Genomic DNA, 20,759 nt, shown 5'->3' with positions numbered 1-20,759 from the left:
ACATGTCCGCTGAAGTGTTCTACGACGACGACGCCGACCTGGCCCTCATCCAGGGCAAGAAGGTCGCCGTCCTCGGCTACGGCTCGCAGGGCCACGCCCACTCGCTGAGCCTCCGCGATTCCGGCGTCGAGGTCGTCATCGGCCTGCAGGAGGGCTCGAAGTCGCGCCCGAAGGCCGAGGAGGCGGGCCTGAAGGTGCTCACCCCGGCCGAGGCCGCCGCGTGGGCCGACGTCATCATGATCCTCGTTCCGGACACCGTGCAGGCCAAGCTGTACGCCGACGAGATCGCCCCGAACCTGTCCGCCGGGAACAGCCTGTTCTTCGGCCACGGCTTCAACATCCGCTACGACCTGATCCAGGCCCCGGCGGACGTGAACGTCGCCATGGTCGCCCCGAAGGGCCCGGGCCACATGGTCCGCCGCCAGTTCGTGGACGGCAAGGGCGTCCCCGCGCTCATCGCGGTGGAGCAGGACCCGTCGGGCGACACGCAGGCCGTGGCGCTCTCCTACGCGAAGGCGATCGGCGGCACGCGCGCGGGCGTCCTGAAGACCACCTTCAAGGAAGAGACCGAGACCGACCTGTTCGGCGAGCAGGCCGTGCTGTGCGGCGGCGCCGCCGAGCTCATCAAGGCCGGCTTCGAGACCCTGGTCGAGGCGGGCTACGCTCCCGAGGCCGCGTACTTCGAGTGCCTGCACGAGCTCAAGCTGATCGTGGACATGATCTACGAGGGCGGCATCGCCAACATGTGGTACTCCGTCTCCGACACCGCCGAGTACGGCGGGCTCACCCGCGGCCCGCGCGTCGTCAACGCCGAGACCAAGGCCGAGATGAAGCGCATCCTCACCGAGATCCAGGACGGCACCTTCGCCAAGGAATGGGTCGCCGAGTCCGAGAAGCGCGAGAACTACAAGAAGCTCCAGCAGGAGCAGGCCGACCACCAGATCGAAGAGACCGGCGCCAAGATGCGCGCTCTGATGCCCTGGGTCCAGAGGGCTATTACCGAAACCGCCTAAAACGGTATAAAACACTAAGGAGCCGGGAGTCGCGAAGCAACTCCCGGCTCCTTAGTGTTCGGCGTCCGGAAACTCGGCACGATGATCAGGTTCTATCTTTCTAGAAAGGAAGGTAGAATGGTGGACATGGCGCTGAGCATCAAGAGCGCGGCGGCCGACCAGCTCGCGCGCGAGCTGGTCGCGGCCACCGGCGAATCTCTGACCGAGGCCGTGGAGACGGCGATCCGCGAACGACTGGAGCGGCAGGTGCACGGCACCCGCTCCCGGCGCATCCACCACCGACTCGACTCGCTGCGTGCCGAGCTGCGGCAACTGCCGATCGTCGACGACCGCGCCGCCGATGAAGTCCTCGGATACGACGAGGACGGTTTGCCCACGTGACCGAAGCCGATTTTCTCGTCGTGGACACCTCCGCCGTGGTTGCTATCTTGAGCGAAGAGCCCGGTGCCGACTGGCTGGCGGACGCGCTCGCCCAGACAACCGCGGCGGTCATGCCCGCGGCGACTTACCTTGAGCTCGGCATGGTCTTGGAGGCTCGTTTTGGTCCGCGCGAGACCGGGATCGCAGCCCGGTTCGTTCGCGACGCAGAGATCGATATCGTCGATGTGACAGCCAAGTCGGCCGAACGAGCACTCGAATCATGGCGCCGGTTCGGCAAAGGGCGGCATCCGGCCAAGTTGAACTTCGGCGACTGCATCGTCTACGGTGTCGCTGCCGAACTCGACTGGCCGATCCTCTGCGTCGGCGACGACTTCGTCCAGACTGACATCGGCGTTCTCCGGCCGCTGCCGGACGCCACCGCGTAGATGCGTCGGTTTCGTTCTGCCGCTGGGTTCAGCGCAAGATCACCGAGACGGCGTAGCCGCGGAGCGATCCATGTGATCAGCACCGAGAGCGCTTGAGTCTCAACAGCACCGAAAAGGCCGGGAACCGCACAGCGGTTCCCGGCCTTTGGCGTAGGCACAGCGGAGAATGCTCAAGCGGTGATCAGCCGAAGATCCGGATCGATTGCATGAGGGACGGTTTCGATGGCGAGTTACGGTGCACTGCTCGTGGGAGCTTGAGGTCTCCGGGGTCGGCGTTACCCAGTCAAACACCGCTGGACAGGCTGAGGAGATGGTTCGGGTCGGGGCCCTTCTTGAGATTCGGGCCCGCGCCATTAGTGAGAGGTGCAGATCATGGGCGACATCGAGTTCCCCCGCCGGGCTGCCTTGAGGGCCTTCAGCCAGACAGTGACGGTCGAAGCGATGTCCGCGCTTGCCGGCGTCGCGCCAGACAGTGCCCGCGGCAAGGGCCAGATTCGGCCGGAAGCGGCTTTCCCGATTCCCGCGAAGGAGCATTCGTGGGAGATCCGGGAACTCGGCGAGCGCGAAATGCCGCTTGAGGCCCTCATCGATCGGCTCTTCGTGAGGGCCTTGCGCATGCGGGAGTCTTTCCTGGCTGAAATCGATGCCGCGGTCGACGTCGACCTGTACGTCGACTGAGGACGCCGATTGCGGCGCTCGCAGCCGATGTCTTAGGCGGCGAATGTCGGAGCCGATCGGAGGTTGAGCACGGTGGGATGCAGGTGGGAGCGGTCGCGGCGTTACCGGAATCAGGAGGTGAAGGCTCCTGCTTTCGCGGCGGTGTGGGCTGCGCGGGCGGCTCGGTCGGCGGTGGGCTGGTCGATGGGGCCGCCGTCGACGAGGAGGCGGTAGTAGAGGGGCGCTGAGACGGCGCGGATGACCTCGTGGGGGTCGGTCCCGGCGGGGACCTCGCCGCGTTCGATCGCGGCGGTGACACAGGGCGCCCATTCGTCGGTGCGGGTGCGGTAGAAGCGGTGGAGGGCGTCGGCGGTCTGGGCGTCGCAGGCGGCGGCGGTGATGAGGGCCTTGAAGAGCGGGCCCTGGCGGGGGTCGCTCAATGTGGACTGGACGAGGCGGGCCTGGGCGGTGAGGTCGCCGAGGAGGGTGCCGGTCTCGGTGCGTGGTAGGGATTCCGCGGCCATCTCGGTGAGGAGGTCGGCGACGAGTCCGGGCACGGTGCCCCAGCGGCGGTAGGCGGTGGTCTTGCCGACGCCGGCGCGGCGGGCGATCTCGGCGAGGTCGAGGCGGTCGAAGCCGTCTTCAGCGAGGGCGTCGCCGGCGGCGCGGAGGACGGCTTCCCGGGTCTTCGCGGTGCGGCCGCCGGGCCTGACGGTGCCGGGGTCGGGACGCTCGTCACTCATAACGGGACTCCAGTTGCGTTAAAGGCGGTTCATGGGCTAGCTTAGTCGAAGTTCTTAACGGAACTCCAGAACCTTTAGAAGGGATCCGTCATGGAATACCGCAGGCTCGGCGCCTCAGGCCTCCACGTCCCCGCCCTCAGCTTCGGGGCGGGCACCTTCGGCGGGCGCGGCCCGCTCTTCAGCGCCTGGGGTGACGCGGACGCCGGCCAGGCCCGCCGCATGGTCGACATGGCCCTCGACGCCGGGGTCACCATGTTCGACTCCGCCGACGTCTACTCCGACGGCGAATCCGAGCGCGTCCTCGGCCAGGCCCTCAAGGGCCGCAGGGGCAGGGCCCTCATCTCCACGAAGGCCGGGCTGCCGACGGGGGAGGGCCCGCATGACGCCGGCACCGGCCGCGCCCGCCTGATCACCGCCGTCGAAGACGCCCTCGAGCGCCTCGGCACCGACTACATCGACCTGTTCCAGCTACACGCGTTCGACGCGGGCACGCCCGTCGAGGAGACCGTCGCCGCCCTCGACGGCCTCGTGAAGGCCGGCAAGCTCCGCTACATCGGTGTCTCGAACTTCGCGGGCTGGCAGCTCATGAAGTCCCTCGCCGCCGCCGACGCCCACGGCTGGACCCGCTATGCGGCCCACCAGGTCTACTACTCGCTGGTCGGCCGCGACTATGAATGGGAGCTCATGCCCCTCGGCCACGACCAGGGCGTCGGTGCGGTCGTCTGGAGCCCCCTCGGCTGGGGCCGCCTCACCGGCAAGATCCGCCGCGGGCGGCCGCTCCCGGCGGGCAGCCGCCTCCACGAGACCGCCCAGTGGGGCCCGCCCGTCGACGACGGCCTCCTCTACGACGTGGTCGACGTCCTCGACCAGCTCAGCGAGGAGACCGGGAAGACCGTCCCGCAGATCGCCCTCAACTGGCTCCTGCGCCGCCCCACCGTCGCCTCGGTCATCATCGGCGCCCGCGACGAGCGCCAGCTCCAGGACAACCTCGGCGCGATCGGCTGGGAGCTCACCGCCGAGCAGGTCGCCCGCCTCGACAAGGCCGGCGCCCGCACCGCGCCCTACCCCTACTACCCGTACGAGGTCCAAGAGGGCTTCGCCCGCCTCAACCCGCCGCTCGTCCCCGCGGCCGAGTGAGCGCGAACGGGGCCGGGCATTTTCACCGATCGACGCCCGGCCCCTCCCCGCGGGCCGATGATGGAGGCGTACCCCCGGGACAACCGCCAGCAGGAACGCGCGCAGCGCGTCGCTTCGCGCGCTCCGACCACATCCGGAGGAGGGGCAACCATGCCGAAGACATCGAAGGCCGAAGCTGCGGAGACCATCTCCGACCAGGGCTTCGAAGGCCACTACACCGAACTCGACACCGGCTACACCATCGGTTTCGAGACGTACACCGCCGACGCGGACCTCACCGAGTTCTTCAAGGGCCTGCCCGACGACCGCTGCCAGTGCCCGCACTGGGGCTACGTGTTCAAAGGTAAGGTCACCTACAAGACCGCCGACGGCGAGGAGACCTTCACGACCGGGGACGCCTACCACGTCGGGCCCGGGCACACGCCCGTCATCTACAAGGACACCGAGCTCATCGAGTTCAGCCCCACCGACGAGATGCAGAAGACCGTCGCCGTGGTCACGAAGAACATGGAGGCGGCGGGCTGACGCTGTGGCAGTGAGCACCGGTCGCTCGATGGGGGCGCTCGCGGGCGCTCGTTAAGCTAGGTGGGTGGTTGACCAAGCGGTGAAGACGTACCAGGTGAAGACGTACGGCTGTCAGATGAACGTGCACGACTCCGAGCGCATCGGGGGCCTGCTCGAAGAGGCCGGGTACGTGCCGGTCGCAGCGGACGCCGCGCCGGACCTGGTCGTGTTCAACACCTGCGCGGTGCGCGAGAACGCCGACAACAAGCTGTACGGCAACCTCAGCCACCTCGCCCCCGCCAAGCGCGAGAACCCCGACATGCAGATCGCCGTCGGCGGCTGCCTCGCACAGAAGGACCGCGGCGAGATCGTCAAGCGCGCCCCCTGGGTCGACGCCGTGTTCGGCACCCATAACATCGGCTCGCTGCCGGTGCTCTTGGAGCGGGCCCGCCACAACCAGGAGGCCGAGGTCGAGATCCTCGAGTCCCTCGAGACGTTCCCCTCCGCCCTCCCCACCAAGCGCGACTCCACCTACTCCGGCTGGGTCTCGATCTCCGTGGGCTGCAACAACACCTGCACCTTCTGTATCGTGCCGAGCCTGCGCGGCAAGGAGAAGGACCGCCGCCCCGGCGAGATCCTGGCCGAGGTCCAGGCCCTGGTCGACGAGGGCGTCTCGGAGGTCACCCTCCTGGGCCAGAACGTCAACACGTACGGCGTCGAGTTCGGCGACAAGCTCGCGTTCGGCAAGCTCCTGCGCGCGTGCGGCGAGATCGAGGGCCTGGAGCGCGTGCGCTTCACCAGCCCGCACCCGAAGAACTTCACCCACGACGTGATCGCGGCGATGGCCGAGACCCCGAACGTCTGCCACTCGCTCCACATGCCGCTCCAGTCCGGCTCGGACCGGGTCCTCAAGGAGATGCGCCGCTCCTACCGCTCCGAGAAGTACCTGCAGATCATCGCCGACGTCCGCGAGGCCATGCCCGACGCGGCCATCACCACCGACATCATCGTCGGCTTCCCCGGCGAGACCGAGGAGGACTTCCAGGCCACCCTCGACGTGGTCGAGAAGGCCCGCTTCTCGAGCGCCTTCACCTTCCAGTACTCGATCCGCCCCGGCACCCCGGCCGCGACGATGGAGGACCAGATCCCCAAGGCCGTCGTGCAGGAGCGGTACGAGCGCCTGGTCGCCCTGCAGGAGCGCGTCTCCTGGGAGGAGAACCGCAAGCTCGAGGGCACCGAGGTCGAAGTGCTCGTCACCGTCGGGGACGGCCGTAAAGACGCCGCCACCGGCCGCCTCTCGGGCCGCGCCCGCGACGGCCGCCTCGTCCACTTCGCGGTCACGCCCAGCGAGACCGACCCGACCGGCAACGCCGAGGGCGTGCGCCCCGGCGACGTCGTCACCACGGTCGTCACCTACGGCGCCCCGCACCACCTGGTCGCCGACGGCGAGGTCCTGACCCACCGCGCCACCAAGGCGGGCGACGCCTGGGCTGCGGGCAAGGCCACCAAGCTCCCCGGCGTCAGCCTCGGCATGCCGGGCATCGGCCGGAAGCCGCTTCCGAAGCAGGAAGGGCCCGGCTGCGCCTGCTAGTGATATCACCTCCCTGTGAGTGCTATCATCGAGTCATGAAACAGCTGCTCTTGCGTGTTGACGACGATCTCCACGCTCGCCTCACCGAACGGGCGAAGCGTGAGCACCGGTCGGTCAACGCGATCGCGAACGAGATCCTCTCCGTCATCGGCGAGACCGACGGCCGCACCGAGACCGAGAAGGTGAAAGCGAAGGCCGCCGCCCTCGGCATGCTCGCCCCGCACCTGAAGATCGCGAAGGAAGCGACGCCTTCAGGCGACGTCGAAGCGCTGCGCGCCCGCGTGCTCGACGCCATGCGAGGCGTCGGCCCCGTCCTCGACTCGATCCTCGACGAGGACCGGGACCGCCTCCTGTGATCGTCTACGCCGACTCGTCGGTCCTGGCCCGCTCGTACCTGCCCGACGAGCGCGGCCACCGCGAGGCGCTGAAGCTCCTGCGCGACCCCGACATCGTCGTGGTCACGGGCTCCTGGACCCGCATCGAGGTCGCTGGCGCGCTCGTGCGCACCGCCCGCGCCAAACGGCGGGACAAAGACCAGCTGCTCGACATCTGGCGCGCCGACACGGGCCCCGACGGCCCGATCACCGTCATCACCGCGCCCCAGGAGGAAGTCGAACGCGAGGCCTTCGAGATCGTCGCCACGCACGGCATCCGCGCCATGGACGCCTGGCACATCGCCACCGCCACACTCCTGCTCCCCGACCTCGCCGCGGGCGAACCGTACGCGTTCGCCTCGCGCGACAAGGAGCAGGCCGCCGTGGCCGAACTCCGCGGTTTCACCCTGGTCTAGATCACCGATGCTTGACATTGACACGGTGTCAAGGCGTTCACTGGTGTCCAGGAGGTGGTCCCCATCGACACGGCAACCACGAACACCCAGCTCACAGCGGCGCTGGCCGCGAAGGACTCGTCAACGCGGCTCAAGGCCGCGCTCGCGATCGGCACCGATCCCGACCCGGCGCTGCTCGACGCGCTCATGGCCCGCTGCGCGGTCGAACCCGACTTCTACGTGCGGGACATGCTCACCTGGGCTCTGACCCGGCTCCCGCCGGACCTCACCGTCCCGCGCCTGCTCGCCGAAGTGGAGTCGCCGGTCTCCCAGGCGCGCAGCCAAGCGCTGCACACCCTGTCCAAGATCGGGGACGTCCGGGCCTGGCCCGCGATGACACCGGAACTGCTGCGGGACCCGGACGACGAGGTCGCCCGCGCCGCGTGGCGCACCGCCGTCGCCGTGGTCCCCGAAGGGGAGGAGCCCGGTCTGGCCGAGACGCTGGCATCGCAGTTGGGCCGCGGCGGCCGCGACGTGCAGCTCAGCCTGAGCCGGTCGCTGATCGCGCTCGGCGAGCCCGTCGAACCGGTCCTGAAGCGGGCCGAGGAAAGCGGCGACCCGGTCGTCGCCGCGCACGCGAAGGCCACCGAACGGCTCCTCGCGGACCCGGACGCCGCGTTCGAACTCGACATCAAGGAGGCCAAGCGCGTCTACGCGCTCGGCCCGGAAGGCTGAGACGATGCTGATCGGTGAGGTCGCGCGGCGCTCGGGCGTGAGCGCCCGGATGCTCCGGCACTACGAGTCCCTGGGTCTCGTGCGGCCCACCGGTCGCACCGTCAGTGGATATCGCGAGTACGCCGAAGCGGACATCCAACGGATCTTCCATGTTGAATCCCTGCGGACCCTGGGCCTGTCCCTGCGCCAGATCGGACAGGTCCTCGATGACCCCGTATTCGCCCCGTCCGCGCTCATCGGCGACCTCATCCGCGAGACCGAGCGGCGCCTGGCCCGAGAGCAAGAACTCCTCAAACGCCTCCGCGCGGTCGACTCGTCCGCACCGGACGAGTGGGAATCCGTGCTTCGGATCGTCGAGCTCCTGCGCGGCCTCGGCTCCCCGAACGCCGCACGACGACAGCAGACCGTCCTCTCCCCTGAAGCGGACGTGCCCGCGCCGGTGCTGGCCGAAGCGGTCTTGGCCGAAGCCGATCCGCATGTCGCCGGCGCCCTGCGCTGGGCGCTGGCGCGAGCGGGCGAGGACGTGGTCGCGGCGCTCGCACCCGGCTTGGCCTCCCCGGACCCCGCCGTGCGCCGCCGCGCCGTCCGAGTCCTCGCGGACCTCCCTGGGGAGGATCCGGCGGCCGCGCTCAGCAGCGCGCTCGCCGACCTCGACCCGCAAGTGCGCGGGCACGCGGCGCTGGCCCTCGGAGCGCGAGGTTCCACCGCGGCGGTGCCGGTCCTGGTCACGATGATCGTCGAAGGCGCGAACGATGTGGACGCGGCAGAGGTGCTGGGCGCGTTGGCATCCGACCCGAAGCGGGCCGAAGCGATCAAGCGCGCCCTCGCCACCGAACTGTCCGACCCCGCCGCCCCGACCCCTGCCCGCCTGCGCCTCGTCCAGGCCCTGGCCGAGCTGCCGAGCGCGATCGCCCTGGTGATGCTGCGCGGCCTCGACGACGACGAGGACCGAACGGTGGCCCGGACCGCCGCGGCGCTGGCAGGTGTGATCGATGCCCAAGGCGGCGCCTGAATACAACGAAAACCCACCGGCCTCGCAGCCGATGGGCGTCTTGGTGGGGGAGGCTAAGTCCGCTTCTCCTGGGGGGACCACCCACTCGGTGGGCTGGCCGGTGACGTCCGAGATGCGGTCGTAGTCGTGGTCGTAGTGGAGGACACTCACCCCATGCCGCTCTGCGGTAGCGGCGATGAGCAGGTCGGGGAGCTTGACGGACCGGTGCAGCGACTTCTCCACCAGCTTGCTCTGGACTTCGATCGCGCGGTCCCAGATCTTGTCGGGCATGGCGAGCCGCTCGAACTGCAGACTGAGCTCGAGCCAGACTTCTGCGTCGCGGGTGCCGCGCGAGCTGGTCAGCCTCTCCATGACGCTCATCGAGCAGATCCCCAGGACACCGCGATCCGACATCGGGCCGAGCGCGTAGACCGCCGCTTTCGTCTGGCGTGCGAGGACGGTGCAATGCGCCGTCCTCCCGCGCCGTGGCCCCTAGTTCGCGACGTTCAGGATGATCTTGCCCGCGGCGTGGCCGGACTGGCTCGCGTCCTGGGCCTTGGCCGCGTCGGCGAGTTCGTGGACCGAGTCGATGCGCAGATCGAACTTGCCCGCTTCGAAGAGCGCGACCGCTTCACCGAGCGCGTGGTAGGCGCTCGCGTAGGTCGACACCTGGGCTTCGGGCACCGAGCCGGAGAAGTCCGCGATCGTGACGACCCGGCTCGGCTCACCGGTGATCGCGGCGAGTTCGGGCAGTGACCCGGCCCCGACCGTGTCGATCGCGCCGTGGACGCCGCCGGGTGCCAGCGCGGCCACCCGCTCGGCCAGGCCTTCGCCGTACACCGTGGGCTGCACGCCGATCGACCGCAGGTACTCGTGGTTGCCCTCGCTCGCGGTGCCGATGACGGTGAGGCCCCTGGCGACCGCGAACTGCGCCGCGGCGCTGCCAACGGCGCCGGCCGCGCCGTCGATCACCACGGTCTGCCCGGCCTCGAGGCCGAGCAGCTCGAGGGAGCGCACCGCGGTCTCGGCGGCGGTGGGCAGGCCCGCCGCGAGTTCCCAGCTCATCGCCGCGGGCTTCGCGGTGAAGTGCTCCACGACCACATACTCGGCCTGCGCGGTCGGCCCGAACCCGATGACCTCGTCGCCCACCGCGACGCCGGTGACGCCTTCGCCGACCTCGTCCACCACGCCGGCCGAGTCCCAGCCGGGAATGCCGGGGAAGTCGACCGGGTAGACCTCCTGGAGGAACCCGGCCCGGATCTTCCAGTCGACCGGGTTGACCGCCGCGGTGCGGACCTTGATGCGGATCCGGCCCGGACCGGCGTGCGGCTCCGGCACTTCGGTCACGGCGAGCACATCGGAGGGTCCGTATTCGGAGAAGGTGAGGGCGAACATGGCGACCTGTCTTTCTGCATGCGGGCCATGAACATTCACGGCCCGGGGGGATTCACGGTTACCGCAGGTCCAACCGTCCGCCGCCGCCCGCCCATTCCGATTCACCGCCGTTCGTGATCATCGGCGCTGTTCCCGTCGCGCGGGAATTTTCGGGCGGGCGGCCTGATCGGCGCCCGCCCGGTGCGTCAGACGAGGCTGTCCGCCCACTGGCGGTGCAGCGTGGCGTACTCGCCGCCGCGGTCGATCAGCTCCTCCGGGTGGCCGTCCTCGATCACGCGGCCGTGCTCGAGCACGAGCACCCGGTCCGCGATCTCCACCGTGGACAGCCGGTGCGCGATGATGATCGCCGTCCGGTCCGCCAGGATCGTGCGCAGCGCCCGCTGCACCAGCCGCTCCGAGGGGATGTCGAGCGACGAGGTCGCCTCGTCCAGGATCAGCACCCGCGGATCGGCCAGGAACGCCCGCGCGAACACCACGAGCTGCCGCTGCCCCGCCGAGAGCCGCCCGCCGCGCTTGCGCACGTGCGTGTCGTACCCCTCGGGCAGCGCCTCGATGAACTCGTGCGCGCCGACGACCTTCGCGGCCTCCTCGATCCGCTCGCGGCTCGAACCGGGCCGTCCCAGCTCGATGTTCTCCGCGATCGTGCCGTTGAACAGGAAGTTCTCCTGCGTGATCATCACGATGTTCTCGCGCAGGTCCCGCTCGGTCAGGTCCCGCAGGTCCACGCCGTCGAGCGACACCGTGCCCGACTTCGGGTCGTAGAAGCGGCTCACGAGCTTCGCGATCGTCGTCTTGCCCGCGCCCGTCGCGCCGACGAGCGCCAGCGTCTGGCCGCCCGGGATGCGCAGGTCAAGGCCCGGCAGTACCACCTGGTCCTCCCGGTACTGGAAGCGCACGTCGTCGAAGCGCAGCTCGCCGTGCAGCGACTCGATCGAACGCGGCGACTCCGGTTCGGCCACCTCGATCTCCTCGTCCAGCACGCCCGAGACCTTCTCGAGCGCCGACGTCGCCGACTGCAGCACGTTGTAGAACTGCACCAGCTCGTTCAGCGGGTCGAAGAACCGCTTCATGTACAGCAGGAACGCCGCCAGCACACCGACCTCGGTGTTGCCCTGCATGACCTGCCAACCGCCGAACACCAGCACGACCACGGTCGCCAGGTGGCCGATCGCCCGCATCCCGCCGGACATGAACGCGTTCTGCTGGTGGCCCTTGGCCTGCGCGAACCGGTTGTCGATGTTCAGCCCCGCGAACAGCTCCCGGTCGCGCTCCTCGCGCCGGTACGCCTGCACCGCGCGCACCCCGCCCATCGACTCCACGAAGTAGACGATGAGCAGCGCCACGGTCTCGCGCGCCCGCCGGTACGCCAGGGTCGACACCCGGTTGAACCAGCGGCCCAGCAGGAACATCAGCGGGAACGTCAGCAGCGTCACCACCGCCAGCCGCGGGTCGATCACCAGCATCACAACGGTGATCGTGACGACGTTCAACCCGGCGAGCACCAGGTCGTCCACGCCGTTCTCGGTCATCTCCCGGATCGACTCCATGTCGGAGCTCTGCCGCGCCGTCACCCGGCCCGACGTGAACCGCTCGTGGAACGACACCGACAGGTCCTGGAACTTGCGGAACACCCTGAGCCGCAACGCGAACAGCATCGCGTTGCCGACCTTCGCCGACTGCGCGATGTACAGCCGCACGCACACGTACTTCGTGATCGCGACGACCGCGAACGCCACCGCGATACCGATCAGCACCGAGTAGTCGTCGCGCTCGCTGATCGCCGGGATCGCATTGTCGATCCCGAACATCACCAGCAGCGGCGTCGCCATGCTCGTGAAGTTCTGCACCACCAGGATCAGGCACAGGAACCCGATCGCCTTCTTATGCGGCCGCAGCATCGACCCCAGCAGCCGCCGCGACTGCGCCCGCAGCTCCTTGATCGCCGCCGCATCGTCCACTTCGGCGCTCGTGCGGTCGGCCTCGGCCGACTCCGCCTGGCCCCGCCACGACACGTGCTTGTCAGCGGGCTTATCGGTAACCGTCACGCCGCCACCTCCTCAGACTCCGCCGAGAGCACGTCGACGTACTCCGGGCTCGAGGCCATCAGCTCCGAATGCTTCCCGAACGCCGCTATGCGGCCCTCGTGCAGCAGCGCCACGCGGTCCGCGAGCGCCACCGTCGACGGCCGGTGCACCACTACCAGCGCGGTAGTCCCGCGCAGCACCTGCGCGAGCGCCTTCTCCACCAGCTCTTCGGTATGCACGTCGAGCGCCGACAGCGGGTCGTCGAGCACCAGCACCGCCGGACGCACCACCACGGCCCGCGCGAGCGCGAGGCGCTGGCGCTGGCCGCCGGAGAGCGAGAGGCCCTGCTCGCCGATGCGGGTGTCAAGCCCGTACGGCAGGTCGTGCACGAACTCGGCCTGCGCGACCCGAAGGGCCTCTTCGAGATCGGCCTCGTCCGCGTCGGGGCGGCCGAGCGCCAGGTTCTCGCGCACGCTCATCGAGAACAGGGTCGCCTCCTCGAACGCGGTGGTCACCACCGAGCGCAGGTTGGCGAGCTGCAGGTCGCGGATGTCGGTGCCGTCTAGGAGAATGCGGCCGCCGGTCGGGTCGTTCAGCCGCGACGGGAGCGACACGAGCGTGGACTTGCCCGACCCGGTCTTGCCCGCGATCGCCACGGTCTCGCCGGGCTTGACCCGCAGGTTCACGCCGCGCAGGATGTCGCGCGAGTCGTCCTCGTAGCCGAAGCGCACGTCCTCGAAGACGAGTTCGCCGCGCACTTCACTGCGGTCGACGGCCTTCGCGCCGGGCCGGTCCTTGATGGCCGGCTCGGTGTCGAAGACCTCGTAGACGCGGTCGGCGGCGGTCATGGCCTCGTTGCCGTGGGCCATGACCCAGCCCGAGGCCTCGATCGGCCACAGCAGCGCGAGCTGCAGCATGACGAACGCGGTCAGGTCGCCCACGGTCATCCGTCCTTCGGCGACCATCACCGAGCCGAAGACGAGGACCGCGCCGACCGCCGTGGTCGCGATCGCGTCATAACCCGACCAGGAGCGGGACGCGATGAGGCTCTTGTTGATGCCCCGGTCGCGCAGCTCGGCCGCCTCCTTCTCGAAGCGCGCGGCCATGAGCGGCCCGCGCCCGAGCGCCTTGATCGCCCGGATGCCGAGCGCCGACTCCTCCGCGGCGCTCGAGACCTCGCCGGACTGGTCCTGTTCGGACCGCGCTGCGGGCAGGTACTCCCGGAAGAACTTGCGGCCGATGAGGAACAGCGGCACGGCCGAGGCCGCGACGATGAGCGCGAGCCGCCACTCGATGAACAGCAGCTGCGCCAGGATGATCACGATCATGCCGATCGAGGTGATCGCGAAGACCAGGCCGCCGGCGAAGAACCGCCGGATCATGCCGAGGTCGGAGGTGACGCGGGCGAGGAGCTGCCCGGTCTGCCAGCGGTCGTGGAAGCCGGTGTGGAGCCGCTGGAGGTGCTCGTAGAGGCCCGCGCGCATGTCCGCCTCGATCGCCATGGCGGTCGTGGTCTGCATGTAGCGCCGGGCGAGCTGGAGGACCGCGTCGGCAGCGCCGAGGAGCGCGATGAAGCCGACGATGACCCACAGGCCCCGCATGTCGCCGTCGTGGATCGGGCCGTCGATGGCCCTGCCCACCAGCGGGGGGATGGCCAGGCCGGAGGCGATGTTCAGCAGGACCATCGTCCACAGCAGCGCCAGCCGGTACCGGTACGGGTAGAGGTACTTCTTGATGCGCCACAGGTTCGTCAGCGCCGTCTTCTCGGCGGGTGGCGGTTCCTGTGGCTCGAGATCGTCTGGTTCGGACACTTCTGGAGTTTTCAACCGCTCTGAGCCCACCCGACCACCGTACGAGCAGGGTACGACACCGGGCAATCGAATTTCACCTGCCGACCGGTAGGCGGCCGGGGGCCGACAGCCGCTCGCGGGACGTGAGTGGCGGCGGTGCGGTGACGCGGGCGGGCGTGGTCGCCGCGCCGCGCCCTCCACCCGCCCTGGGTGGGTAGTGCCCCACGGCCCCGCCTCGATCCTGTGGCCAGGGTCCGACAAAACGAGGCCCCGACACCGAAAGTGCCGGGGCGATCACCAAAGAGCGGCTACACGAGCAGCTGCGTTCGCAGGCGGTCCGCGTCCTTGAAGCCGGTCGCCTCCGCGTACCGCTCCAGGGAACCGAAGCGCGCGTTCATCTCAGCGATCGTCTGGCGCATCGCCTCCGCCGGGACGTCCAGGCCGCCCTCGATCGCGGGCTTGCCGAATTTGGCGTCCCGCCACACGCGCCACCGCGCCGAGCCGTGGCGAGTCAGCTGGTAGTCGGCGGCGATGTCCTCGTCGTCGACCCCGAGGATCGAGAGGAGCACGGCCGCGATGATCCCGGTGCGGTCCTTTCCGGCCATGCAGTGGAAGACCACCGGGTCGCCGCTCGCGATCACCTCGAGCGTGTCGCGCACCGCCTTGTACCCGGACTCCATCATCCCGGTGTACCGGTGGCGCAGGAACTCGATGAGCTCGGCCTCGTCCGAGATGCCGGTCGCCCGCAGTCCGATGTGCTCCCACTTGATGTGGAGCATCTCGTAGTGGTGGAATTCGACCCCGTCGATGTGGGGGAAGCGGTCCGACTCCTCCCACTCCTCGGCGCGGCGCAGGTCGATCACGTGCTTGATCCCGAGGTGGTTCACGACGTGGTCGATATCGGCCTCGGTCGCGTTGCCGAAGTTGTCTGAGCGGTAGACCTGGCCGGTCTTGACCTTCTTGCCCTCGGCGGCGTTCCAGCCGCCGACATCGCGGAGGTTGAAGATGTTCTCGGTCGGGATGAACTGCGGGGGGAGCGTCTCCAGCGGGTTGTGCTCGAGGACCATGTGCGGCTGCCTTCCTGTCGACGGGGTGCGCTGCGGGGAACGGCCGGGGCAAAGCGAACGACGTGAACCTCTCGGTCCACGCCGTTGTAGCCCTGTCCCATTATCCCGATCGGTCCGCGAACGCGCTGACGCGTTTCCGCGAACCCCGGGCCAACGGCAGGTTTCGCCTATTCGGAGCCCTCAGCCAGAGCCAGGCTCTGCTACTTGGTTCCTTCCGCAAGCTGCAGCTGTGTTACTTGGTTCCTTCCGCAAGCTGCAGGAACTGCTTCTTGCTCGCCAGGTCCGCTTCCGCCTTCTTGATGCGGCCCGCGTTCCCGTCGGCCTTCGCGCGCTCCAGCTTCTCCTCGGCCTCGGCGACCTGCTGGCGCATCTGGAGCAGCAGCGGGTTCTTCTCGACCGGGACCTTGCGCCACGCGGTGTCCAGCGCGTCGCGGAGCTTGTCCTCGACGTTGCGCAGGCGCCGCTGCAGCTTGGCCTGGTTCTTGCGCGGGACCGCGCCGATGTCGTGCCAGCCGGCCTGCAGCTCGCGGAACGCGTTCTGCGCGGCCTTCGGGTCGGCCTCGATGTCCAGCGCCTCGGCCTGCTTCAGGAGCTCTTCCTTAGCCGCCTGGTTGGCCTCGAGCTCCGCGTCGCGGGCCGAGAACACCTCCGAGCGGGCGTTGAAGAACACGTCCTGCGCGGCCCGGAACCGCTTCCAGGCCTTCTGCTCGGCGTCGGGCGCGAGCCGCCCGGCGTCCTTCCACTCGGCCATGAGGCCCTTGAGCGCGTCGGCCGTGGGCCCCCAGTCGGTCGAGGTCGACAGCGCCTCGGCGCGGGCGATCAGCTCTTCCTTCTTCGACCCGATGACCTTGCGCTCGGCGTCGAGCTGCGAGAAGTACGCGCCGCGGTGGCGCGTGAAGGTGTCGCGCGCGGCCGAGAACCGGCGCCACAGCTTCTGGTCGGTCTTGCGGTCGACCCCGTGGATCGCCTTCCACTCCTCGATGATCTCCGAGAAGCGCGCGCCCGAGGCCTTCCAGTGGCTGTCCTTCGCCGCGAGCTCCTCCGCCTCGGCCACCAGGGCCTCCTTGGCGGCGACCGCTTCGGCGCGCTCGGCGTCCTTCGCGGCCTTGAACTCGCCGAGCTTGTCCTCGGCGTGCTTCGAGAGGCCGTCGAGGCGCGCGGCGAGGGCGTCGACGTCCCCGACCACGGCCGCGGTGTCGAGGCCTTCGCGGAGCTTGCGCAGCTGCGAGGCGGCCTGCTCGACGTCGGCGGACTCCGAGTTCAGGCGGGCGGCGATGAGATCGACTTCGACCACGAGGTCGGCGTACTTGCGCGCGAAGTGCGCGAGGCCCTCCTCGGTGGAGCCGGCCTGCCAGGAGCCGACCGCGCGCTCGCCGGAGGAGGTTTTCACATAGACCGTGCCGTCGGCGTCAACGCGGCCGAAGCTGGTCCAGTCTCCGAGGTCACTCATCGCGGTAATCTCAAATCCTTCACACGAACTTAGGGACGTACTTCCCGTACCTTACGGTGGTTGACGGGTCGCCGCCAGCCGGGTGGTGCCGACACTTGAACCGAAGGGGTCGTTCTGTTGGGCTCTGCATCGCACGCTGGCAGCCTCCCCACCCTACAGCCGCCGGTGATCGCCGTCGTAGGCCCCACCGCAGCGGGGAAGACCGCCCTCTCCGTGGCACTCGCGGAAACCATGGACGGCGAGGTCGTCAACGCCGACTCGATGCAGCTCTACCGGGGCATGGACATCGGCACCGCGAAGATCACCGAGTCCGAGAAGCGCGGTATCCCGCACCATGTCTTCGACGTCCTCGATGTCACCGAACCGGCCGATGTGGCCAGTTACCAGCACCTCGCCCGCGAGGCGATCGCCGACATCCGCTCCCGCGGGAAGCGCCCGGTCCTCGTCGGCGGCTCCGGTCTCTATGTGCAGGCCGCGCTGGACGAGATGGACTTCCCCGGCACCGACCCCGAGATCCGCGCCCGCCTCGAAGCCGACCTCGAACGCGAGGGCTCGACCGCGCTCTGGGAGCGCCTCAAGGTCCTCGACGCCGCCGCCGCGCAGGCCATCCTGCCCTCGAACGGCCGCCGCGTGGTGCGCGCGCTCGAAGTCGTGGAACTCACCGGCTCATTCACCGCGAGCCTGCCCGAACCCAAGGCCCACATCGAAGCCGTCCGCATCGGCGTCGACCTCGACACCCCGGTCCTCGACGAGCGCATCGAGCGCCGCGTCCAGACCATGTGGGACGCCGGCCTCCTCGCCGAGGTCCGTGAACTCGAGTCACAGGGTTTGCGTGACGGACGCACGGCGTCGCGCGCCCTCGGCTACCAGCAGGTCCTCGCGCACTTCGCGGGGGAGTACGACGAGGCCGAGGCCTTCCGCCTCACCGTGCAGGGCACGCGCCGCTTCGTGCGCCGCCAGCGCTCCTGGTTCAAAAGAGACGGCCGCATCGAGTGGTTCGATGCGGCCGATCCGGAGCTCGTGCCGCGCGCGCTCGAGACGATCCGAGCGCACGCGGGCGTCGCCCGGCGCTAGGCGCGGGGGTTCGGAGCCGTGGTCTCCTTCGGGTCGGTCACCGCGACCGGCTCGAGGAGCTTGTTGATGCTCTCCATGACCTCGTCGTCGAGCTTGACGCCGACGGCCTTGACGTTCTCCTGGACCTGCTCGGGGCGGGTCGCGCCGATGATCGCGGCCGAGACGTTCGAGTTCTGCAGCACCCACGCCAGGCTCAGCTGGGCGATGGTGAGGCCCTGCTCCTCGGCGACCGGGCCGAGCTGCTGGACTCGCCCGAGCACGTCGTCGTTCATCCAGCCCTCGACGAACCGCCCGAACTTCGGGTCGGCGCCGCGCGAGCCCGCCGGAGCGGCCTGGCCCGGCTTGTACTTGCCGGAGAGGATGCCGCCGGCCAGCGGCGACCAGACGATCTGGCCGATGCCCAGCTCCTCGGAGGCCGGGACGACCTCGGCCTCGATGACCCGCCACAGGGCCGAGTACTGCGGCTGGCTCGACACGAGCTGGATCTTCAGCTCCTTGGCGAGCTCGGCGCCGGCGCGGATCTGGTCGGCGGTCCACTCGGAGACGCCGATGTAGTGGGCCTTGCCGGAGTGGACCACGTCGGCGAACGCCTGCATGGTCTCCTCGAGCGGGGTCTCGACGTCCCAGCGGTGGGCCTGGTACAGCTCCACGCGGTCGGTCTGCAGGCGCCGCAGCGAGTTGTCGATGGACTCCTTGATGTGCTTGGCCGAGAGGCCGCGGTCGTTCTTGCCCGGGCCCATCGGCCAGTAGACCTTGGTGAAGATCTCCAGGCCGTCGCGGCGCTGGTCCTTCAGCGCGCGGCCGAGGACTTCCTCAGCGGCGCCCTGCGCGTAGACGTCGGCGGTGTCGAAGGTGGTGATGCCGGCGTCGAGGGCGGCGTTGACGCACGCGACGGCGGCGTCCTCTTCCACCTGCCCGCCGTGGGTGATCCAGTTGCCGTAGACCAGTTCGGAAATGACGAGGCCTGAGCGGCCGAGATGACGAAACTCCATGCGAAAGAGATTACCTGCCGAGCGGCTAGCGTCAAAGACTCCAAGATCACAGACGATGCGCGCACGCTGTGCGTTTACAGCGGCCCGTCGTCGATCGACACGGCCGCGTCCAGCGTGCGCAGCGCCTCTGCGCGATCCACCCGCACCGGCACGATCTCGTTGCCGTCCAAGCCGAGTGCGCCCCACGAGTACCCGTCGGAGGCGAGGAACCCGGACGGGTGCACCTCGACGCGCTGGTAGCGCGGGGGCACGACCACGCGCCCGGTCTTGTGGACGACGAGCACGCGCCCGCGCTGGGAGGCGACGGCGACGCCGTTGACGAACCCGGTGACGGTGCGCCCGTCCGTGGTCGGACTCTCCATGGAGCTGTAGAGCATCGGCACGACGACGGTGCCGGTGCGGTCGATCGCGCCCCAGTCGGCCTGGCACACGGCAGCCACGCCGCCGCGGAAGTCCCCGGCCTGGCTGAACGCGGCCTGCACGACGGGCCGCCCGTCCGCGCCGAGGTAGCCGAAGCGGCCGGTCTGCGGGTCCTGGAACCGCTCGGGCGCGGGGTACCCGGCGCGTTCGGGCCAGCCGCGCGGCGACGGCCCGAACCCGGCCTTCGCGGCGTGCTCCTCGATGAGCGAGAGCGCGGTCTCGACGATCTGCATGACGAATCCGTGCGGGTTCTGCTCGGAGGCGCGCTGCACGTGGATGAGCGATTCGGTGATGCGCCCCTGCGCGATGCACGAGAGCCCCGCGTAGGCCCGCACCGCGCCCGTGAGCGTCCGGGGCAGCTCCCCGGCCTCGGCGAGCGCGAACAGCTGGTCGGCCTCCTCATAGCGGCCGCGCACGCGCAGCACCTGCGCGAGGCGGGCCCGGGCGGGGGCCAGGAGGAGGTCGGCGCCGACGGCCTCGGCGTACTTGACGGCGGCCGCGGCGTCCACTTCGGCGCCGTCGAAGTCGCCGAGCACGCGCAGGATGACGGCCCGCACTCCGAGCAGCCGGGACTGGTCGGCCTCGGCGGCGGCCCGGGCGAGCCGCATCGTGGCCTCCTCGCGGATGTGCTGGAGGGCGACGGTGTCGGCGATCGCGTGCCGCATGGTGGCGCGATCGAGTGGGCCGAGGGCGCGGAACAGCCCCGCCCGCAAGTCCGCCGCGACATCCACCACGTTGACTACTTTCCGGGGTCAGAGAGGGCTACGACATTTCGAGGGTAAGCCATGGACGACCCGGGGACGACAGCAGAACGATCCCGGGCCGGACCGGTGCAAAGGAGGACGGGCCGGGCAGACCCGTCACACCTTACTTGACGACCTTGCCGAGGTCGTCTTCCTTCGCCTTGTAGCTCATGCGGGGGCGCGGGTTGCGCATGGAGCGGGGCATGATGCTCCGCTGGATCGCGTACCAGTACAGGCCGCCCTTGCGCTGCTCGGACTTCGGGAAGCGCTTCGACACGATGCGCTTCACGCGCCGCGAGAGCAGCACCGATTCGAGCACGATGACGGCCGTCAGCGCTATGAGCGCGATGAACAGGTAGCTCTGCAGCTGCACCGAACCGGAGGTCGAGAGGATCAGGATGCCGAACGCGCCGAACATGTAGTACTGGCCGAAGGACCAGCGCGAGTCGACGATGTCGCGCACGAGCAGCCGCTCGGCGCCGCGGTCGCGGGGCAGGTGGTACTTGTCGAAGAGCGGGTCGCCCTTCCACTGGCCCTCGGCGATGCGCGCGCGCTCGTTGCGCATGTCCTCCCGGGCCTGCTTCTTCTGCTCCTTGGTGAGCGGGCCGGCCTTCTTCTGGGCCTCCCGCTTCTCCTTCGCCGTCAGCGGCGGGTTGACCGGCGGGCGCGCCTTGGACTGGTTGGGCCGCTTGGGAGTGGCCTTCCCCTTCTTGTCGGTGGCGGAAGCCGTCTGGGTCTCCTCGGGAGCAGGTGTCTCCGCCTGCACGGACTTCTTCGCCACGGACTTAAGGCCTTCCTCGACTCGCTGCGGGATGCTGCTCCCCAAGCATACCTACGCGTTCTCGACCGGCTCCGTCT

21 protein-coding genes and 1 pseudogene are annotated in these 20,759 nt (G+C 69.5%); 12 read left to right on the top strand and 10 right to left on the bottom strand.

From position 1 onward, the window contains the following. Positions 1–2 precede the first annotated feature (2 nt). The 4 genes from ilvC (at position 3) to J5V16_RS06175 (ending at position 2,497) form a co-directional block, all read left to right on the top strand. Entirely contained in the window at positions 3–1,013 is a 1,011-nt protein-coding gene (gene ilvC, locus J5V16_RS06190) for a ketol-acid reductoisomerase (protein ID WP_208495221.1), read from the top strand. A gap of 126 nt (positions 1,014–1,139) precedes the next feature. Then, entirely contained in the window at positions 1,140–1,394 is a 255-nt protein-coding gene (locus J5V16_RS06185) for a type II toxin-antitoxin system VapB family antitoxin (RefSeq protein ID WP_208495220.1), read from the top strand. Continuing rightward, complete coding sequence (locus J5V16_RS06180) at positions 1,391–1,819, top strand: type II toxin-antitoxin system VapC family toxin (RefSeq protein ID WP_208495219.1); 429 nt, start codon at positions 1,391–1,393, stop codon at positions 1,817–1,819. The genes J5V16_RS06185 and J5V16_RS06180 overlap by 4 nt, the downstream gene beginning before the upstream one ends. Before the next feature lie 372 nt (positions 1,820–2,191). Further along, positions 2,192–2,497, top strand: a complete 306-nt coding sequence (locus J5V16_RS06175; RefSeq protein ID WP_208495218.1) for a DUF4279 domain-containing protein — start codon at positions 2,192–2,194, stop codon at positions 2,495–2,497. 110 nt (positions 2,498–2,607) lie between these two features. On the opposite strand, the gene J5V16_RS06170 is transcribed toward J5V16_RS06175, so the two are convergent. Next, positions 2,608–3,219: a TetR/AcrR family transcriptional regulator gene (locus tag J5V16_RS06170; protein ID WP_208495217.1), complete on the bottom strand. Its 612-nt coding sequence runs from the start codon at positions 3,217–3,219 to the stop codon at positions 2,608–2,610. Positions 3,220–3,309: 90 nt separating this feature from the next. On the opposite strand from J5V16_RS06170, the gene J5V16_RS06165 reads away from it, so the two are divergent. The 7 genes from J5V16_RS06165 (at position 3,310) to J5V16_RS06135 (ending at position 8,967) form a co-directional block, all read left to right on the top strand. Beyond that, complete coding sequence (locus J5V16_RS06165; RefSeq protein WP_208495216.1) at positions 3,310–4,356, top strand: aldo/keto reductase; 1,047 nt, start codon at positions 3,310–3,312, stop codon at positions 4,354–4,356. Positions 4,357–4,506: 150 nt separating this feature from the next. Beyond that, positions 4,507–4,881, top strand: coding sequence for a cupin domain-containing protein (locus J5V16_RS06160; protein WP_208495215.1), 375 nt, complete (start codon positions 4,507–4,509; stop codon positions 4,879–4,881). Between the two features lie 64 nt (positions 4,882–4,945). Further along, positions 4,946–6,451, top strand: coding sequence for a tRNA (N6-isopentenyl adenosine(37)-C2)-methylthiotransferase MiaB (gene miaB, locus J5V16_RS06155; RefSeq protein ID WP_307792880.1), 1,506 nt, complete (start codon positions 4,946–4,948; stop codon positions 6,449–6,451). 35 nt (positions 6,452–6,486) lie between these two features. Further along, positions 6,487–6,807: a FitA-like ribbon-helix-helix domain-containing protein gene (locus J5V16_RS06150; RefSeq protein WP_208495214.1), complete on the top strand. Its 321-nt coding sequence runs from the start codon at positions 6,487–6,489 to the stop codon at positions 6,805–6,807. Continuing rightward, on the top strand, positions 6,804–7,241 hold the full coding sequence (locus tag J5V16_RS06145; protein ID WP_208495213.1) for a type II toxin-antitoxin system VapC family toxin: 438 nt from the start codon (positions 6,804–6,806) through the stop codon (positions 7,239–7,241). Before J5V16_RS06150 ends, J5V16_RS06145 begins: the two co-directional genes overlap by 4 nt. A gap of 54 nt (positions 7,242–7,295) precedes the next feature. Next, positions 7,296–7,955: a HEAT repeat domain-containing protein gene (locus J5V16_RS06140; protein WP_243900862.1), complete on the top strand. Its 660-nt coding sequence runs from the start codon at positions 7,296–7,298 to the stop codon at positions 7,953–7,955. A gap of 4 nt (positions 7,956–7,959) precedes the next feature. Beyond that, positions 7,960–8,967 carry a HEAT repeat domain-containing protein gene (locus J5V16_RS06135; protein WP_208495212.1) on the top strand — a complete coding sequence of 336 codons (1,008 nt, stop codon included), beginning with the start codon at positions 7,960–7,962 and terminating at the stop codon, positions 8,965–8,967. Between the two features lie 120 nt (positions 8,968–9,087). Here J5V16_RS06135 and J5V16_RS25690 read toward each other — a convergent pair. From J5V16_RS25690 to J5V16_RS06105, 6 genes and pseudogenes are all read right to left on the bottom strand, one after another. After that, positions 9,088–9,318 (bottom strand): annotated as a pseudogene (locus J5V16_RS25690) (PIN domain-containing protein); the annotation flags it as partial. Between the two features lie 120 nt (positions 9,319–9,438). Continuing rightward, positions 9,439–10,341: an NADP-dependent oxidoreductase gene (locus J5V16_RS06125; protein ID WP_208495211.1), complete on the bottom strand. Its 903-nt coding sequence runs from the start codon at positions 10,339–10,341 to the stop codon at positions 9,439–9,441. Between the two features lie 185 nt (positions 10,342–10,526). Continuing rightward, a complete protein-coding gene (locus tag J5V16_RS06120; RefSeq protein WP_307792878.1) occupies positions 10,527–12,386 on the bottom strand; it encodes an ABC transporter ATP-binding protein in 1,860 nt (619 codons plus the stop codon). Next, complete coding sequence (locus J5V16_RS06115) at positions 12,383–14,176, bottom strand: ABC transporter ATP-binding protein (protein ID WP_307792877.1); 1,794 nt, start codon at positions 14,174–14,176, stop codon at positions 12,383–12,385. Before J5V16_RS06115 ends, J5V16_RS06120 begins: the two co-directional genes overlap by 4 nt. Positions 14,177–14,463: 287 nt before the next feature. Further along, complete coding sequence (locus J5V16_RS06110) at positions 14,464–15,222, bottom strand: tyrosine-protein phosphatase (RefSeq protein WP_208495209.1); 759 nt, start codon at positions 15,220–15,222, stop codon at positions 14,464–14,466. Between the two features lie 232 nt (positions 15,223–15,454). After that, a complete protein-coding gene (locus J5V16_RS06105; protein ID WP_208495208.1) occupies positions 15,455–16,672 on the bottom strand; it encodes a DUF349 domain-containing protein in 1,218 nt (405 codons plus the stop codon). 114 nt (positions 16,673–16,786) lie between these two features. Here J5V16_RS06105 and miaA point away from each other — a divergent pair, with 114 nt between their 5' ends. After that, positions 16,787–17,746, top strand: a complete 960-nt coding sequence (gene miaA, locus J5V16_RS06100) for a tRNA (adenosine(37)-N6)-dimethylallyltransferase MiaA (protein ID WP_408612386.1) — start codon at positions 16,787–16,789, stop codon at positions 17,744–17,746. Here miaA and J5V16_RS06095 read toward each other — a convergent pair. The 3 genes from J5V16_RS06095 to J5V16_RS06085 form a co-directional block, all read right to left on the bottom strand. Further along, on the bottom strand, positions 17,743–18,738 hold the full coding sequence (locus J5V16_RS06095; protein ID WP_208495206.1) for an aldo/keto reductase family protein: 996 nt from the start codon (positions 18,736–18,738) through the stop codon (positions 17,743–17,745). The genes miaA and J5V16_RS06095 overlap by 4 nt on opposite strands. Before the next feature lie 74 nt (positions 18,739–18,812). Continuing rightward, the gene (locus J5V16_RS25425) at positions 18,813–19,892 is read right to left on the bottom strand and encodes a WG repeat-containing protein (RefSeq protein ID WP_208495205.1); all 1,080 of its coding nucleotides are present in this window, start codon (positions 19,890–19,892) and stop codon (positions 18,813–18,815) included. A gap of 133 nt (positions 19,893–20,025) precedes the next feature. Beyond that, positions 20,026–20,682 carry a DUF3043 domain-containing protein gene (locus tag J5V16_RS06085; RefSeq protein ID WP_208495204.1) on the bottom strand — a complete coding sequence of 219 codons (657 nt, stop codon included), beginning with the start codon at positions 20,680–20,682 and terminating at the stop codon, positions 20,026–20,028. Positions 20,683–20,759 lie beyond the last annotated feature (77 nt).

This window comes from Glycomyces niveus, assembly GCF_017592475.1.
In the GTDB taxonomy this organism is placed as follows: Bacteria; Actinomycetota; Actinomycetes; order Mycobacteriales; family Micromonosporaceae; genus Glycomyces; species Glycomyces niveus.
Note: the sequence above shows the minus strand (reverse complement) of the source record. Positions and strands in the feature narration are given on the sequence as shown.

Excerpts from the sequence above, each read along its gene's own strand:
- ilvC (WP_208495221.1), top strand. The coding sequence starts at position 3 with ATGTCCGCTGAAGTGTTCTACGACGACGACGCCGACCTGGCCCTCATC.
- J5V16_RS06185 (WP_208495220.1), top strand. The coding sequence starts at position 1,140 with ATGGCGCTGAGCATCAAGAGCGCGGCGGCCGACCAGCTCGCGCGCGAG.
- J5V16_RS06175 (WP_208495218.1), top strand. The coding sequence starts at position 2,192 with ATGGGCGACATCGAGTTCCCCCGCCGGGCTGCCTTGAGGGCCTTCAGC.
- J5V16_RS06170 (WP_208495217.1), bottom strand. The coding sequence starts at position 3,219 with ATGAGTGACGAGCGTCCCGACCCCGGCACCGTCAGGCCCGGCGGCCGC.
- J5V16_RS06165 (WP_208495216.1), top strand. The coding sequence starts at position 3,310 with ATGGAATACCGCAGGCTCGGCGCCTCAGGCCTCCACGTCCCCGCCCTC.
- J5V16_RS06160 (WP_208495215.1), top strand. The coding sequence starts at position 4,507 with ATGCCGAAGACATCGAAGGCCGAAGCTGCGGAGACCATCTCCGACCAG.
- J5V16_RS06150 (WP_208495214.1), top strand. The coding sequence starts at position 6,487 with ATGAAACAGCTGCTCTTGCGTGTTGACGACGATCTCCACGCTCGCCTC.
- J5V16_RS06135 (WP_208495212.1), top strand. The coding sequence starts at position 7,960 with ATGCTGATCGGTGAGGTCGCGCGGCGCTCGGGCGTGAGCGCCCGGATG.
- J5V16_RS06125 (WP_208495211.1), bottom strand. The coding sequence starts at position 10,341 with ATGTTCGCCCTCACCTTCTCCGAATACGGACCCTCCGATGTGCTCGCC.
- J5V16_RS06110 (WP_208495209.1), bottom strand. The coding sequence starts at position 15,222 with ATGGTCCTCGAGCACAACCCGCTGGAGACGCTCCCCCCGCAGTTCATC.
- J5V16_RS06105 (WP_208495208.1), bottom strand. The coding sequence starts at position 16,672 with ATGAGTGACCTCGGAGACTGGACCAGCTTCGGCCGCGTTGACGCCGAC.
- J5V16_RS06095 (WP_208495206.1), bottom strand. The coding sequence starts at position 18,738 with ATGGAGTTTCGTCATCTCGGCCGCTCAGGCCTCGTCATTTCCGAACTG.